Source organism: Mycolicibacterium anyangense, from assembly GCF_010731855.1.
In the GTDB taxonomy this organism is placed as follows: domain Bacteria; phylum Actinomycetota; class Actinomycetes; order Mycobacteriales; family Mycobacteriaceae; genus Mycobacterium; species Mycobacterium anyangense.
This window is the reverse complement of sequence record NZ_AP022620.1, coordinates 4,951,364-4,965,309: the sequence shown is the minus strand read 5'-3', so window position 1 is coordinate 4,965,309 and position 13,946 is coordinate 4,951,364. Positions and strand designations below refer to the sequence as shown.

Annotated in this window: 16 protein-coding genes; 3 read left to right on the top strand and 13 right to left on the bottom strand. The window is 68.6% G+C overall.

The genetic code is table 11. From position 1 onward, the window contains the following. Positions 1 to 34: 34 nt before the first annotated feature. Positions 35 to 277, top strand: a complete 243-nt coding sequence (locus tag G6N35_RS23465; protein ID WP_163806560.1) for a hypothetical protein — start codon at positions 35 to 37, stop codon at positions 275 to 277. Here the strand turns inward: G6N35_RS23465 and G6N35_RS23460 are convergent. The 12 genes from G6N35_RS23460 to G6N35_RS23405 all read right to left on the bottom strand — a co-directional run bounded on the left by G6N35_RS23460 (position 274) and on the right by G6N35_RS23405 (position 11,262). After that, a complete protein-coding gene (locus tag G6N35_RS23460) occupies positions 274 to 861 on the bottom strand; it encodes a TetR/AcrR family transcriptional regulator (RefSeq protein WP_163806558.1) in 588 nt (195 codons plus the stop codon). The genes G6N35_RS23465 and G6N35_RS23460 overlap by 4 nt on opposite strands. A gap of 1 nt (position 862) precedes the next feature. Beyond that, complete coding sequence (locus tag G6N35_RS23455; RefSeq protein ID WP_163806556.1) at positions 863 to 1,717, bottom strand: oxygenase MpaB family protein; 855 nt, start codon at positions 1,715 to 1,717, stop codon at positions 863 to 865. A gap of 244 nt (positions 1,718 to 1,961) precedes the next feature. Next, on the bottom strand, positions 1,962 to 4,079 hold the full coding sequence (locus G6N35_RS23450) for a heavy metal translocating P-type ATPase (RefSeq protein WP_163806554.1): 2,118 nt from the start codon (positions 4,077 to 4,079) through the stop codon (positions 1,962 to 1,964). A gap of 152 nt (positions 4,080 to 4,231) precedes the next feature. After that, on the bottom strand, positions 4,232 to 4,468 hold the full coding sequence (locus tag G6N35_RS23445; protein ID WP_163806552.1) for a hypothetical protein: 237 nt from the start codon (positions 4,466 to 4,468) through the stop codon (positions 4,232 to 4,234). After that, complete coding sequence (locus G6N35_RS23440) at positions 4,465 to 4,968, bottom strand: transport-regulating membrane protein Mce1N (RefSeq protein WP_163806550.1); 504 nt, start codon at positions 4,966 to 4,968, stop codon at positions 4,465 to 4,467. Before G6N35_RS23440 ends, G6N35_RS23445 begins: the two co-directional genes overlap by 4 nt. Further along, on the bottom strand, positions 4,961 to 5,416 hold the full coding sequence (locus tag G6N35_RS23435) for a hypothetical protein (protein ID WP_163806548.1): 456 nt from the start codon (positions 5,414 to 5,416) through the stop codon (positions 4,961 to 4,963). Before G6N35_RS23435 ends, G6N35_RS23440 begins: the two co-directional genes overlap by 8 nt. Positions 5,417 to 5,433: 17 nt before the next feature. After that, entirely contained in the window at positions 5,434 to 5,850 is a 417-nt protein-coding gene (locus G6N35_RS23430) for a hypothetical protein (protein ID WP_179967412.1), read from the bottom strand. Beyond that, complete coding sequence (gene hemB, locus G6N35_RS23425; RefSeq protein WP_163806546.1) at positions 5,847 to 6,827, bottom strand: porphobilinogen synthase; 981 nt, start codon at positions 6,825 to 6,827, stop codon at positions 5,847 to 5,849. The genes G6N35_RS23430 and hemB overlap by 4 nt, the downstream gene beginning before the upstream one ends. A gap of 23 nt (positions 6,828 to 6,850) precedes the next feature. Further along, positions 6,851 to 8,542, bottom strand: a complete 1,692-nt coding sequence (locus G6N35_RS23420) for a bifunctional uroporphyrinogen-III C-methyltransferase/uroporphyrinogen-III synthase (protein WP_163806544.1) — start codon at positions 8,540 to 8,542, stop codon at positions 6,851 to 6,853. Positions 8,543 to 8,568: 26 nt separating this feature from the next. Then, on the bottom strand, positions 8,569 to 9,522 hold the full coding sequence (gene hemC / locus G6N35_RS23415) for a hydroxymethylbilane synthase (RefSeq protein ID WP_163806542.1): 954 nt from the start codon (positions 9,520 to 9,522) through the stop codon (positions 8,569 to 8,571). Positions 9,523 to 9,527: 5 nt separating this feature from the next. Beyond that, a complete protein-coding gene (locus G6N35_RS23410; protein ID WP_163806540.1) occupies positions 9,528 to 10,895 on the bottom strand; it encodes a glutamyl-tRNA reductase in 1,368 nt (455 codons plus the stop codon). Positions 10,896 to 11,001: 106 nt separating this feature from the next. Next, complete coding sequence (locus G6N35_RS23405) at positions 11,002 to 11,262, bottom strand: glutaredoxin family protein (protein WP_246224486.1); 261 nt, start codon at positions 11,260 to 11,262, stop codon at positions 11,002 to 11,004. A gap of 31 nt (positions 11,263 to 11,293) precedes the next feature. Between G6N35_RS23405 and G6N35_RS23400 the strand changes: the two genes are divergently transcribed. Both G6N35_RS23400 and G6N35_RS23395 read left to right on the top strand, forming a co-directional pair. Beyond that, entirely contained in the window at positions 11,294 to 12,244 is a 951-nt protein-coding gene (locus G6N35_RS23400; protein WP_163806536.1) for an HAD family hydrolase, read from the top strand. Between the two features lie 108 nt (positions 12,245 to 12,352). Further along, positions 12,353 to 12,853 carry an FAS1-like dehydratase domain-containing protein gene (locus G6N35_RS23395; protein ID WP_163806534.1) on the top strand — a complete coding sequence of 167 codons (501 nt, stop codon included), beginning with the start codon at positions 12,353 to 12,355 and terminating at the stop codon, positions 12,851 to 12,853. A 6-nt stretch (positions 12,854 to 12,859) separates the two neighbouring features. On the opposite strand, the gene G6N35_RS23390 is transcribed toward G6N35_RS23395, so the two are convergent. Then, positions 12,860 to 13,924 (bottom strand): lysophospholipid acyltransferase family protein, encoded by a 1,065-nt coding sequence (locus tag G6N35_RS23390; protein ID WP_163806532.1) that lies wholly within the window; start codon positions 13,922 to 13,924, stop codon positions 12,860 to 12,862. Positions 13,925 to 13,946: the final 22 nt, after the last annotated feature.

Here is a 13,946-nt window from a genome sequence, read left to right as displayed (position 1 = left end):
TGGTATGAACAAGTGCAGCAAGACAATTGGCGCGATGCTCATCGTGGCGTCGAGCGCGGCAAGCACACCCGCGGTCGCCGCGGCGTCGGCCAGGACGACGAACAGCGCCGCTGACGTCGTGAGCGAGCTGCAGGGCCAGGGCTACGATGTGCAACTCAACGGACAACTCAGCGGCGGACTGGCCCGGTGCACGGTCACCGGTGTGCATCCGACACTGCGAGGGCCGATGCAACCCGGCACCGCCTATGTCGACATCGACTGCCCCGGCGACGACTAAACGGGCACCGTGCGCAACGCCTCGGGAAGGCTGGGCAGAAAGTGCTTGGTGGCAAAGGCTCTGATGTCGTCAGCGGTGTCGACCGGTTCGGCACTGGGCAGCAGCTGGATCATCAGGGCGTATCGCCAGATACAGTCGGCCAGGTCGTGGACGGCCTGCGGCCCGATCCGCTCGGCGAAACCGGCCGGGAAGATCACCTGCAGAGCCTGCTCGATTCGCAGGACCGCGGCCGCATAGTGGGTGCGGGCCAGCTCCAGAGTCAGTGCGGGCTCGTCGAGCACCATCCGGTGCAGTACCCGGTGCTCGCGGCTGCGCAGGATCGCCTGGGTGAACGCCTCGACGTAGTAATTGCTCTGCGGGCGTGAGCTTGAGAGTTCGTCGGCGATGTCGGCGAACAGTCGCACGTTCTCCCGGTCCATCACCGCGGCGACCAGGTCGTCCTTGTTGGCGAACCGCCGGTAGATCGTCGTGCGACTCACCCCGGCGCGGCGGGCCACGTCGTCGAGCGCAACCCGTCGGATGCCATGCCGGTCGAACTCGACGAGCGCGGCGTCGAGGATCGCTTCGGTGGACGGGTCAGCCATGCTACGCCTGCGCGAAACCTTTTCTGGCGTAACCGTTGTAGCGCACCGTCATCGGAAGATGATCCCACAGCCAGTTGACCGCACGGGAGCGCCACAGCGCGGCGAAGAGTTGATAGGCGCGCTCCTTGCGGCCACTCCACGGCAAGCCCAGCACCTCCCGGGTGCGCGGCGGCATTCCGCCGGTGGTGAGGAAGGCCGCCACCGGGTTGAAGACCGGCGATACCAGCCGCCACACCAGTGGATGGACCGCCTTGGGCTTGGGAAAGCCCTTGGTGACGTAGCCGATACCGTACTTGGCGGTCGGGTGGGCGACGAGCACGTCGTTGATCATGTGGTCCCAATACCGCTCGAACTCGGTGTAGTCGGCGGGCATCGGCCGGTCGCTGACCCCGTAGCGGCGGTACCAGGTCTTGGATTCGGAGTACATCTGCTCCTTCTCGGCGCGGGTGAGGCGCTTGACGAAGGTGTCGGCGAAGTAGAGCGCTTGGTCGAAGAAGGTGGCGTGGGCCCAGTAGTAGGTATCGGGGTCCAGCGCGTGGTAGCGACTCCCGTCAGGCATGTCGCCCTTGATGTTGACGTGGAAGTCGCGGACCCGCGGGCCGGCGTTGTCGTCGTCACTGCCGTAGACCGTCATGAAGATCGGGGGCAGGGAGCGCTTGATCCGCGCCGCGGTGTCGGCGAACCAGACCGAGTGGTCGAACACCCCCTGGCCGAGCTGGGCCAGCATGTTCTGCAGCACGGCGGGGCGCGGACCGATGAGGAACATGCGGTTGTCGCCGAAGTAGCGCCACACCAGTGACTGCGGACCCAACGGCAGGGCGTCGGTCGCGGGCGTCGGTTCGGCAAGCTCCGTCATGTGCAACAGTGTTACAGATTTCGCACTTTGTACCAACCGGTCGTGACGACCGTCACGCACCACTCGTCACACCCGCCCTCACGATCTGGAGGGCACTACCGGCGTTCGCCATCGAGATTGAACTGACGCACACAAAGATCGAGTGGGCGTCTGCGTGCTGTCAATCTCGGCAACGCTCACAGGACGGAGTCGCTCAGAGGCGGGCACCAATGCCATGCCCTCGCGCGCGGTGACGGAAGTGACGTCAGTGAAAGCGCTTGAGCCGCAGGCTGTTGGTGACCACCAACACCGAGGAGAATGCCATGGCCGCGCCCGCGATCATCGGGTTCAGCAGCCCCAGCGCCGCCAGCGGGATGGCGGCCACGTTGTAGCCGAACGCCCAGAACAGGTTCTGCTTGATGATCCGCAACGTGCGCGCCGATAGGCGCAGCGCGGTTGGCACGGTGCGCAGGTCGCCCCGGACCAGCGTGATGTCGCCGGCCTCGATGGCCGCATCTGTGCCGGTTCCCATCGCCATGCCGACATCGGCGGTGGCCAGCGCCACCGAGTCGTTCACCCCGTCCCCCACCATCGCCACCCGGCGCCCCTGTGCCTGCAGTCGCGTGATGGCATCGGCCTTCTCCGACGGGAGCACCCCAGCGACCACGTCGCCCGAGGAGATCCCTACCTCGTCGGCGACCCTGGCAGCCACCGCGGCGTTGTCACCGGTGAGCAGCACTGGCGTGATCCCCATGGACTTCAGTTCGGCGATCGCCCCGGCACTCGTGGACTTGACCGCATCGACCAGCCGGATGACGCCCTGCTGCCTGCCGTCCCAGCTGACCGCGACACTGGTGCGTCCGTCGTCGTCAGCGGCCCGCGCCACCCGCACCGTCAGCCCGTCGACCACACCCGTCACACCGGTACCCGGTTCGTTGACGAAGTCGCTCACCGGGGCAACGACGAGGCCCCGCGCGCGGGCAGCCGCCACGATCGCGGCGGCCACCGGATGCTCGGACGCCGACTCGACGGCGGCCGCGCGGGCCAGGGCAGTATCGGGTTGGTCGCCCTCGACGCCGTCCACGGTCATGGTTCCGGTGGTGACGGTGCCGGTCTTGTCCAGCACGACGGTGTCGATGCCGGTGACGGTCTCGAGCACCTGGGGTTCCTTGATCAGCACCCCGAGCTGGGCGCCGCGGCCGGTGCCGACCAGGATCGCCGTCGGCGTGGCCAGCCCCAGCGCGCAGGGGCACGCGATGATCAGCACCGCCACTGCGGCGGTGAACGCCGCGGCCACCGAATGCCCGGACACCAGCCATCCGGCCAGCGTCAGCGCGGCGATGCCCAGCACCACCGGCACGAACACCGCAGAGACTCGGTCGGCCAACCGCTGAATCGACGCTTTGCCACCCTGGGCATCGGCCACCATGCGGGCCATCCGCGACAGCTGGGTATCGGCACCAACCCGGCTGGCACGCACCAGGATTCGGCCGTAGGTGTTGACCGCGCCGCCGAGCACCTCATCACCGGCGCGCACGTCCACCGGGACTGATTCACCCGTCATCGCGGAGGTGTCCAGCGCCGAGGCGCCGTCGACGACGACGCCGTCGGTGGCCACCCGCTCCCCTGGGCGCACCACCATCACATCGCCCACCTGCAGCTGCTCGGCGGGGATCCGGACCTCCTCGCCGCCGCGGCTGACCACCGCGTCCTTGGCGCCCAGCGACAACAGCGCACGCAGTGCCGCACCGGCCGAGCGCTTGGCCTTGGCCTCGGCGTAGCGCCCGGCCAACAGGAACACCGTGACCGCGGCGGCCACCTCGAAATAGACATGGCCGTGGACCTGGCTGTAGCCGTGGGCCGTTGCCCCGGTGACCACCGTGAATGCCGACCACAGGTAGGCGGCCAGGGTGCCGATCGACACCAGCGTGTCCATGGTCGACGAGCCATGCCGGGCACTGTTGATTGCCGCCTTGTGAAACGGGTAGCCGCCCCAGAACACGATCGGAGTGGTCAATGCCAGCATCACCCACTGCCAGCCCGCGAACTGCCAGGCCATGACCATCGAGATCGCGACCACGGGGACCGCCAGCACCGCCGAGACCACGAGCCGCGGCCGCAACTGCTCGGCCGGGACGTCGTGGTTCATGTGATCGTGGCTCAGGTGGCCGGCGTGGTCGACCACCGAGGCGTGATAGCCGGTGGCTTCCACGGCCTGGACCAGATCCGCTTCGCTGACCTTCGGGCCGTGTTCGACGTGTGCCTGCTCGACGGCGAAGTTCACCGTCGCGTGCACACCGTCCAGCCTGTTGAGGCTGCGCTCGATCTTGGCCGCGCAGGATGCGCAGCTCATGCCGCTCAGCTGGAGGTCGGTCGTTGACATACCTCGACTATACCCCTGGGGGGTATAGTATCAAGAACTGCTGGAACGGCGAATCCTGTCATCAGGGTTTGATCGCGTTCACCTACCGAACTGCGGTAAGTACCCGGTGAGCAAGCCCCGCTCGACGGTTGAAGCAGAGCCGGCCGGAAGTCTCAGCCGCGCCGACGGGACCGCACCACGCCCGCGACCCCGACGACCAGCAACACCCCGGCTGCGGTGGCCAGCGCCATGGTCAGCAGCATCAGCGGCGGGTCGTAGGCCACCGAGGTGGTCGCGGGCTGTCCGTCTGTCACCGGCGCCACGTCGACGATGGTGCGCACCTGAAGCCAGCTCCAGACGGCGCCGACGCCGGCGAGGACGGCCAGCACCAGCGCAATCACGTGCCTCATGAGGAACCTGCCGTCCTCTCCTCGACCAGTTTGGTCAGTTGCGCGCGCAACTCGCGATGGTTGCGCGCCCATGCCTGCGCGGTGCGCTCCCCGCTGAGGTGCAGGCCGATGCCGGTGCGTCCGCGCGGAACCCCGCTCAGCTCCCCCAGTGCCCGGGCCTCCTGCCACTTCTCCGTCGCTTCACGCGATTTCGGGCCGTGCGAAGATTCGGGATACAACCCCACGATGGTCCGCACCGGAACCACCTCGGTCCCCTGCCGCAGTGAGTCCGCGGTGAGCTCGACGCTGGTATGGATGCGGGCGGCCTTCACCTGCAGGTAGAGGAACCCGGTCACCAGAACGAGGAACACCATCGGCACGAACAGCTGGATACCCATCCCACCCTTGAGCTGGATGACGAGCATCGCCACCGCCGACACCGGGCCGGCCAGCAGCCAGTACCAACTCGCGCCACGTTCGAAGAACAGCGGCTCGGCCTGCACACTCGGCGCCTCAGTCATCGGACCTCGAGGTGTCGCCGGGGTCGAACCAGCCCGCCACGACGGGACGGGTCAGCAGCAGGGTGCCGGCGATGATGGGCAGCAGGCTCACCAGCGCCACCAGACCGATGTTGACGCCGACCTGGAGAATCCCGACCAGCACGATGAGCGCCAGGCCCAAGCCGATGGTGGCGCGGCGGAATCGCACATCGCCGTTGCGGGTCTTGCCCGTCAGATAGGCCAGGCCCAGACCGGCGACCACGCAGATGGCACCGGCGCCGCGGCGGAAGGCCAGCAGCTGCCGCAGCTGGGCATCGCTGATCGTGGCCGGGGTGACCTGACGCAATGCGTCGAAGCCGAACGTCAAGGCGAGCAGACCACCGGCCAGCAACAGCACCGAGCCGGCAATCAGCAGCCAGACGGCAATAGTGAGGGCGCGGGGCCGGGGTCGAGATTCGGGTGCGGTCATCGTCGGGCAGCCTATCCCTAGCGGACGAAGAACCCGTGGGCATCCGGCCGGTGCAGCAGATAGATACCGCCCACGATCAGCACCGAACCGACAATCCCGGTCACCGCGAAAGTCACCGCTGCCAGCGGCTCGCGGGGCACCGAGAACAGGCTCACGGTGGTGTAGATGACGGTCGCCACCCCGCCCCCGGTGAGCACGGTGCGGGTCCAGCGGTAGCCCGAGCGCATCAAGAGCAGGAACGTCAGCACCATGGCGCCCATCGTGACCGCGAACAGCAGGGTGAGCGCCACCACCACACTGGAGATACGTGCGACGGCGAGCCCGTCGACGATGTAGCCGATCAGCAACAGCGTCAGGGCCACCAACCACAGCCAGAAGCCGGTGTCGACGTCGGCGGGCCGCGAAGGCACCCCCGCGGGCGGTTGAGGTGTCACGCGAGCCAGCCCGCGGCCTCGGTGGCCCAATAGGTCAGCACGATGTCGGCTCCCGCGCGCCGGATGCTGATCAGCGACTCCAACGCCGCGGCGCGGCCGTCGATCCAGCCATTGGCGGCGGCGGCGCTGATCATCGAATACTCGCCGGAGACCTGGTAGGCGGCCACCGGCACCGGGGAGACCTCGGCAGCGGCGCGCACCACGTCGAGGTAAGCCATCGCGGGCTTGACCATCACGATGTCGGCACCCTCGTCGAGGTCGAGTTCGATCTCGCGCAACGCTTCTCGCGCATTGCCGCTGTCCTGCTGGTAGGTGCGCCGATCGCCCTGCAGGCTGGAGCCGACGGCCTCGCGGAACGGGCCGTAGAACGCCGAGGCGAACTTGGCGGCATAGGCCAGGATCACCACATCGGTGAAGCCGGCGGCGTCGAGTCCCTCGCGGATCGCGGCCACCTGGCCGTCCATCATTCCGCTGGGAGCCACCACGTGCGCACCCGATTCAGCTTGGGCCAGAGCCAGTTTCACGTACTGAGCGTTGGTGGCGTCATTGTCCACCCGGCCGCGGGCGTCGAGCACGCCACAGTGACCGTGGTCGGTGAACTCGTCCAGGCAGGTGTCGGCCATCAGCACCGTCTCGTCACCGAGGTCCTTGGCCAGATCACGCAGCGCGACGTTGAGGATCCCGTCCGGGTGCAGACCGCACGATCCCAATGCGTCCTTGTCCTCATCGCGCGGCACACCGAACAGCATCAGGCCACCGACCCCGGCGTCCACCGCCTCGGCGGCCGCCGCCCGCAGGGAGTCGCGGGTGTGCTGGTACACACCCGGCATCGAGGCGATCGGTCGCGGCTCGTCGATGCCGTCCGCCACGAACACGGGCAGCACGAGATGCCTTGGCTCCAAGGAGGTCTGGGCCACCAGCCGGCGCAGGGCCGGGGTGGACCGCAATCGACGCGGACGATGCCTGGGGAACGTCATGAACCGGCCTTCGGGGTACTTGGCTAGCGGCGGCGACTCTTCTTACGCGGGGGCGGCAGAGCACCCTCGGCGCGCAGCCGGGCAGCGTGCTCGGCCAGCGCGTCGACCAGCGGACCCACCGCGGCGGTCTCGGGCTGGACGTCGACCCGCAGCCCGAACTCGGCTGCCGTCTCGGCGGTCTTGGGGCCGATGCACGCAACGATGGTGCGTGCGTGCGGCTTACCGGCGATGCCGACGAGGTTGCGCACCGTGGAGCTGGAGGTGAAGCAGACCGCGTCGAAACCACCGGTCTTGATCATCTCGCGGGTCTCGGCCGGCGGCGGTGCCGCCCGCACGGTGCGGTAGGCAGTGACGTCCTCGATCTCCCAGCCGCGTTCCCGCAGGCCTTCGGCCAGCGTCTCGGTCGCGATGTCGGCCCGCGGCAGCAGCACCCGGTTCACCGGGTCGAAAATGCTGTCGTACTCGGGGAATTCGTCGAGCAGGCCGAGCGAGGACTGCTCACCGGAGGGCACCAGTTCCGGGCTCACACCGAAGGCCCGCACCCGATCGGCGGTGGACTCGCCGACACAGGCGATCTTCACCCCGGAGAACGCCCGGGCGTCCAGACCGAACTCGCCGAACTTCTCCCACACCGCCCGCACGGCGTTGGTGGAGGTGAACACCACCCACTGGTAGCGACCGTCCACCAAACCCTTGACGGCCCGCTCCATCTGGGCGGGGCTGCGCGGCGGCTCGACGGCGATGGTCGGCACCTCGATGGGTAACGCGCCGTGACCGACCAGCCGATCGCTCATCTCACCGGCCTGGTCCTTGGTACGCGGCACCAGCACGGTCCAGCCGTAGAGGGCACGGCTCTCCCACCAGTTCAGCTTCGCGCGGTGAGCGACGGTCTTGCCGATGGTGACCACCAGGGTGCCGGTCAGCGGGCCGGCCGGGTCGTTGCCGCCCGCCAGGGTGGCGCGGTCGATGAGACCGGCCAGTGTGCTCTCCACCGAACGCTGCCCGCAGGTGGTGCCGTTACAGGTCACCACGCACGGGGTCGAGTCGGCCAGGCCGTACTCGATCAGGGTGCGCGCGGCCTCCGGCAGGTGCGAGGCGGTGGCGGTCAGGATCAGCGGGCCGGGGGCGGCGGCCAGGGCCGCCCAGTCCACCTCGCCGCGGACGTCGGCCACGGTGTGCGCCGACCCCAGCGGCAGACCCGCGTAGGTGGGCACCGCGCTGGTCGCGGGCAACCCGGGGACGATCTCGAACTCGGCGTGCGCCTTGGCCACCGCGTTCACCTCAGTGATGACGGCGTCGATCGACAGCGGATCGCCGGCCACCAGACGCACCACGTCGAATCCGGCCTTCGCCTCGGCTACGAGCGTCTTGGCCACCTCGGCGGGGTCACCCAGCGCGGGCCGGATGTCGGGGCCGACCGACACCACCGGCGGCGCGATCTCGTCGGCGATGGGCCCGTCGGAATCCTGGCCGGGGATCTGCTCGCGCGGCGCGCCCTTCTCGGGAGCCGGGGCGGGGCCGACGGCGGGCGGCAGCTCGGTGCCGACCACGTTGAGCACGGCCTGCGGCACGTCCGGATCGGTGAAGACCAGCGCCGCGTTGGCGAGCACAGCGCGGGCACGTGTCGTCAGCAGGTTGGGGTCGCCAGGACCCGAACCGACGAACGTGATGTGTCCCGGCTTCGCCTTGCGTCGCCCGCTACCGTGGCCAGTCATCGCTTCACTCCCGCTCTACTCCGCAGTCATTGCGGAGCACTGTTCGACATGACTTCGCGCGCACCGAGCTCGAACAGCTCCGCAGCCACCGAGAGCCCAAGCTCTTCGGACCGGCCCGGCGTTCCGATTCCGGACGCACGGATCACGTCGGATCCGTCTGCCGCCGCCACGCAGGCGCGCAGCGACAGCTCATCGAAGATCCGGCCGTCCTCATCAATGGACTCGACCACCTCGGCGATCGCGCCCACCGGTGCCGAACAACCGGCCTCCAGCTTGGCCAGCAGGACTCGCTCAGCGGTGACTGCGGCGCGGGTGTCGGGGTCGTCCAACTCCGCCAGTAGCGCCGCAAGCCCGGTGTCGCCCGCGCGGCACTCGACCGCAAGCGCACCTTGAGCCGGCGCTGGCAACATCTGCACCGGCTCCAGCGTCTCGGTGACATCGTCGAGTCGTCCAAGGCGGGCCAGGCCCGCCCGGGCGACCACGATGGCGTCGAGATCACCGCTGCTTACCCTGTTCAACCTGGTATCTAGGTTGCCTCTTAGGGGGCGGATTTCCAAACCGAGACCCAGTGCTCTAAGCTGCGCGGCCCGTCGCACGGACGATGTGCCGATCACCGAGCCGGCCGGCAACTCCCCCAACACCATGCCGTCACGGGCCACGAGGGCGTCACGCGGATCCTCGCGGCGCGGAATCGCCGGGATCACCAACCGGTCGTCGGCAGCCGTCGGCAAATCCTTGTACGAGTGCACCGCCATATCGACACGATGGTCGGCGATCGCCTCCCGCAGCGCGGCGGTGAACACCCCTACCCCGATCTCGGCGACCGGTTTCTGCGAGCGGTCGCCATCGGTGCTGATGATGACCAGTTCGGCACGGCGTCCACGCCTGATGAGTTCGTCTCTGATGGTCCCGGCCTGGGTGGTCGCCAGAAGACTGCCCCGGGTGCCGATCCTGATGACCGCGTCGTCGCTGCCGGCCAAGCGCCCTACTCGGTGTGTTCTGGCTGGCCGGAGTCGAATTCCGGTGCGATCAAGGGCAGTTCACCAGCGGCCACCGCATCGACGGCCTGCGGGTCGAGTTCGAACAGTTCCCGCAGCGCCTCGGCGTAGCTGTCGCCACCCGGCGCGCTGGCCAGCTGCTTGACCCGCACGGTCGGGGCGTGCAGCAGCTTGTCGACCACCCGGCGCACGGTGTGTGCGACCTCATCGCGCTGGCTGGCGTCCAGGCCCGGCAGCCGGTTCTCCAGCCGTAGCAGTTCGGCCTCGACGACGTCGGCGGCGCGCTGACGCAGCGCGGTCACGGTCGGGGTGACCTCCGCCATCCGCTGACCGGCCAGATAGGCAGCAACCTCGGAGGCCACGATCTGGCGGGCCTGCTCGGCGTCGGTGGCCGCGGCCCGGGCCGACGGTTCGCGCTGGACGCGGTCCATGTCGACGACGGCGACACCGGGCAGTCCGGCAACGGCCGGGTCGATGTCACGGGGCATGCCGAGGTCACACAGCACCAGCGGGGCCGCGGTCTCGTCACGCTGCACAGTGGCCAGGGCGTGGTGGACATCGGCCAGCGAGACGACCGGACGGACGGCGCCGGTGCAGCTGACCACGACGTCGGCGGCGGCCAGCGCCGCGGGCAGGTGATCCAGTGTCCACGCGTCGGCGGCGACGCCCTGAGCGCGGATGTTCTCGGCCAGCCGCTCGGCGCGGGGCAGCGAGCGGTTGACGACGTGAATGTGGGTGACCCCGGCGCGGACCAGGTGGGCGACCGACAGCCCGCCCATCGAGCCGGCGCCGACCACTGCGGCGGTGCGCCCGGCCAAGCCGTCCAGGCGGGACCCGGCGATGTCGAGCGCAACGGAGACCACGCTGGCGCCCGCGGCGTCGATGGCGGTCTCGGAGTGCACCCGCTTGCCCACCGACAGTGCCCGCTGGGCCAGGTCGTGCAGGACGCGGCCGACGGTGCTGTTGGCCTCGGCGGTGGCGTAGGCGCGGCGGACCTGGCCGAGCACCTGCTGCTCGCCGATCACCGCACTGTCCAGGCCGCTGGCGACCGCGAAGAGGTGCTCGACGGCGGCCTCGCTGTAGCGGACATAGGCGTGCTTGGTGAGGTCGCCCATCGACAGTCCGGAGTGCTCGGCGAGCACCTGCCCGATGGCCGACAGGCCGCCGTGGAAGGCGTCGACCACCGCATAGACCTCGACCCGGTTGCAGGTCGAGAGCACCATGGCCTCGGTCACCAGCGGCGACTGCAACACCTGGTCGATGATCTTGACCTGGTCAGACTCATCGGTGGACAACTGCTCGAGAACGGAGACCGGAGCGCTTCGATGCGACACCCCGAACAGCAGGACGCTCACGGCACGATCACCTGGCCCGCTCCCTTGCTGTGACGGAAATGTCCGTTAGTGAAACTCGGTTCCACGGTAATCGGTGCGCGGGCAGCTGACCAAATTCTCCTGCTGTTCATCCATGGGCCAAATCGGCGCGTAGCCGCGGCTCGTCGACGTCCCAATAGCTGTGCTCCCGGCCGTCGAGCAGGATCACCGGCAGGCGGTCGCCGTACTCGGCGCGTGGCGCGGTGTTGCCCGCGGCGGCCTCGGCGTCCACGTCGATAGTGGACAGCTCGAAATCGAGCTCGCCAGCCAGTTCGGCCAGCCGGGCGTAGACCTTTTCGCAGATGCTGCACCCGGCCCGGGTCAGCAGTTCGACATGTCGACGGCTCACCCGATCGAGTGTCGCAGCTAGGGTTGGTGCCATGGGTTCCGGGGACCAAGACCAGGAGCTTGCGGGTCAGGAAGCCGGCCGAGCCAGCGCGCAACGCGCTGTCGACGAGCTGGTGGCCGAGCAGGCCAGCGCGGTGGCTCGCGACGCGAGCATCGCCGCGCATCGTGAGCCGGCTGCGAACACCGCGCCGGAGCCGGGCCCGCCGCCGGCTGATCTGACCGCAGCGGCATTCTTCGATGTGGACAACACGCTGGTCCAGGGCTCGTCGCTGGTGCATTTCGGCCGCGGGCTGGCGGCGCGCAAGTACTTCACCTACGCCGACATGGCCAAATTCGTCTACGCCCAGGCCAAGTTCCAGCTGACCGGCCGGGAGAACAGCGATGACGTGGCCGAGGGCCGGCGCAAGGCGCTGGCATTCATCGAGGGCCGGTCGGTGGCCGAGCTCGTCGAGGTCGGCGAGGAGATCTACGACGAGATCATCGCCGACAAGATCTGGCCGGGGACCCGGGCCCTGGCCCAGATGCACCTGGACGCCGGCCAGCAGGTGTGGTTGGTCACTGCCACGCCCTACGAGCTGGCGGCGACCATCGCCCGCCGGCTGGGGTTCACCGGAGCGCTGGGCACGGTCGCGGAGTCCCAGGATGGGGTGTTCACCGGCCGGCTGGTCGGCGACATCCTGCACGGGCTCGGCAAGGCCCACGCCGTGCGCCAACTGGCCATCCGCGAGGGGCTCAACTTGAAGCGATGTACGGCCTACTCCGACAGCTACAACGACGTGCCGATGCTGTCACTGGTCGGTACCGCCGTCGCGATCAACCCGGACGCCGATCTGCGCGAGCTGGCCCGTGAGCGCGGCTGGGAGATCCGCGATTTCCGCACCGCCCGCAAGGCGGCCCGCATCGGGGTGCCCTCGGCGCTGGCGCTGGGCGCGATCGGCGGGGCCCTGGCGGCGGCCGTGTCGCGGCGCTCTGACCACCGCTAGCCACCAAGTGTGGGCACTATGCACGCCAGATCGTGATGTCGCGTACATAGGCCCCGCAGTCGTCCGGCCCCGCAGTCGCCCGATACAACGCTGATAGGCTCGAAAGCCATGTCCATCGCCAGTGAGATCATCGGCACCCACTTCCGATACCCGGACTACTACCTGGTGGGTAGGGAGAAGATCCGCGAGTTCGCCAAGTCGATCCAGTCCGACGACCCGGTGCACTTCAGCGAAGAGGCCGCCAAGGCCGCCGGGTACCACGACCTGCTCGCGCCGCTGACCTTCATCGCGATCGCCGGCCGCCAGGTGCAGCTGGAAATCTTCCGCAATTTCGACGTCGGCATCAATATCGCCCGCGTCATCCACCGCGACCAGAAGATCAAGTTCCACCGACCGATCGTGGCCGGCGACAAATTGTTCTTCGATTCGTGGCTGGATTCGGTGACCGAATCGCACGGGACCGTCATCAGCGAATTGCGCAGCGAAGTCACTGACGAAGCCGGCGAACCGGTGATGACCACGATCGTCACCATGATCGGCGAAGCCGAGGGCGACGAAGAGACCAACGCCCAGATCGCCGCGATCGCCGCCGCCGCACTGCGCGGCTGATCCGGCTCAGCCGAAGAACATGTTGCGGCGCTGCGCCAGCAGTTGGTACAGCGTCTGCTGAATGGTCTCGCGCACCTGGTCGGTCAGCTCGAAGGTGACCATCGGGTCGTCGGCCGCGGACTCGTCGTAGTCGGCCGTCTCGATCGGTGTGCCAAAAGCGATGTGCCACTTGGACGGAAGCGGGATCAGCCCGGCCGGACCGGCCAGCGGGAACAGCGGCGTGACCGGGAAGTACGGCAACCCCAGGACACGCGCCAGCAACTTCACATCGGCCAGCATCGGATAGATCTCTTCCGAGCCGACGATCGAGCACGGGATGATCGGCGCGCCGGTACGCAGGGCAGCCGAGACGAATCCCCCACGGCCGAAACGCTGCAACTTGTAGCGATCCCGGAAGTGCTTGCCCAAGCCCTTGTACCCCTCGGGGAACACCGCCGTCAGCTCACCACCGGCCAGCAACCGGTTCGCATCGATGGTGCAGGCCATGGTGTGGCCGGCTTTGCGGGCGATCGGGCCCAGCATCGGCATGTCGAAGACCATGTCGGCGGCCAGCAGGCGCAGGTCGCGGTGCGCCGGGTGGTGGTCGTGCACGGCGACCGAGAGCATCAGGCCGTCGAACGGCAGGGTGCCGGCGTGATTGGCGACCACCAGCCCCGCCCCGTCGGCCGGCAAATTCTCGATACCGCTGACCTCGACACGGAACCAATTCTGGAAAAAGAAGCGCAGCAAAGGCAGAACGAGCGCGTTGTTGAACTCCGGGTCGAAGCCGAATTCGTCGACGGTGTAATCGCCGGACAGCCGCTTGCGGACAAAGTCGGCGACGGCGGAAATACGTTGGGCGAGTTCGTTGGGCTCGCCCTCGACGCGGCCGATTCCTGCCGCACCGCGGCGGGCGTCGATCTCGCGCACGACGGCGGCGATGTCCTCAGCCGAGGCCCTGGTGCCGGGATCGGACAGCAGTGAGGGGTGCCTGCGCGCCGACTCGGCCCGCAACGAAGCCCGGCGAGCAGCTGCCGATCGACTCGAATTCGAGTGCAGCGGAATCACTTTCGCCTTCGACTCACCCGCCACGCCAGCTACCTCCTCCCCGACC

Coding starts and splice junctions, on each gene's coding strand:
- G6N35_RS23435 (WP_163806548.1), bottom strand. CDS start 5,416: ATGACCGCACCCGAATCTCGACCCCGGCCCCGCGCCCTCACTATTGCC.
- G6N35_RS23450 (WP_163806554.1), bottom strand. CDS start 4,079: ATGTCAACGACCGACCTCCAGCTGAGCGGCATGAGCTGCGCATCCTGC.
- G6N35_RS23420 (WP_163806544.1), bottom strand. CDS start 8,542: ATGACTGGCCACGGTAGCGGGCGACGCAAGGCGAAGCCGGGACACATC.
- hemB (WP_163806546.1), bottom strand. CDS start 6,827: ATGACGTTCCCCAGGCATCGTCCGCGTCGATTGCGGTCCACCCCGGCC.
- G6N35_RS23460 (WP_163806558.1), bottom strand. CDS start 861: ATGGCTGACCCGTCCACCGAAGCGATCCTCGACGCCGCGCTCGTCGAG.
- G6N35_RS23440 (WP_163806550.1), bottom strand. CDS start 4,968: ATGACTGAGGCGCCGAGTGTGCAGGCCGAGCCGCTGTTCTTCGAACGT.
- G6N35_RS23455 (WP_163806556.1), bottom strand. CDS start 1,717: ATGACGGAGCTTGCCGAACCGACGCCCGCGACCGACGCCCTGCCGTTG.
- G6N35_RS23395 (WP_163806534.1), top strand. CDS start 12,353: ATGTCCATCGCCAGTGAGATCATCGGCACCCACTTCCGATACCCGGAC.
- G6N35_RS23465 (WP_163806560.1), top strand. CDS start 35: ATGCTCATCGTGGCGTCGAGCGCGGCAAGCACACCCGCGGTCGCCGCG.
- G6N35_RS23445 (WP_163806552.1), bottom strand. CDS start 4,468: ATGAGGCACGTGATTGCGCTGGTGCTGGCCGTCCTCGCCGGCGTCGGC.
- G6N35_RS23400 (WP_163806536.1), top strand. CDS start 11,294: ATGGGTTCCGGGGACCAAGACCAGGAGCTTGCGGGTCAGGAAGCCGGC.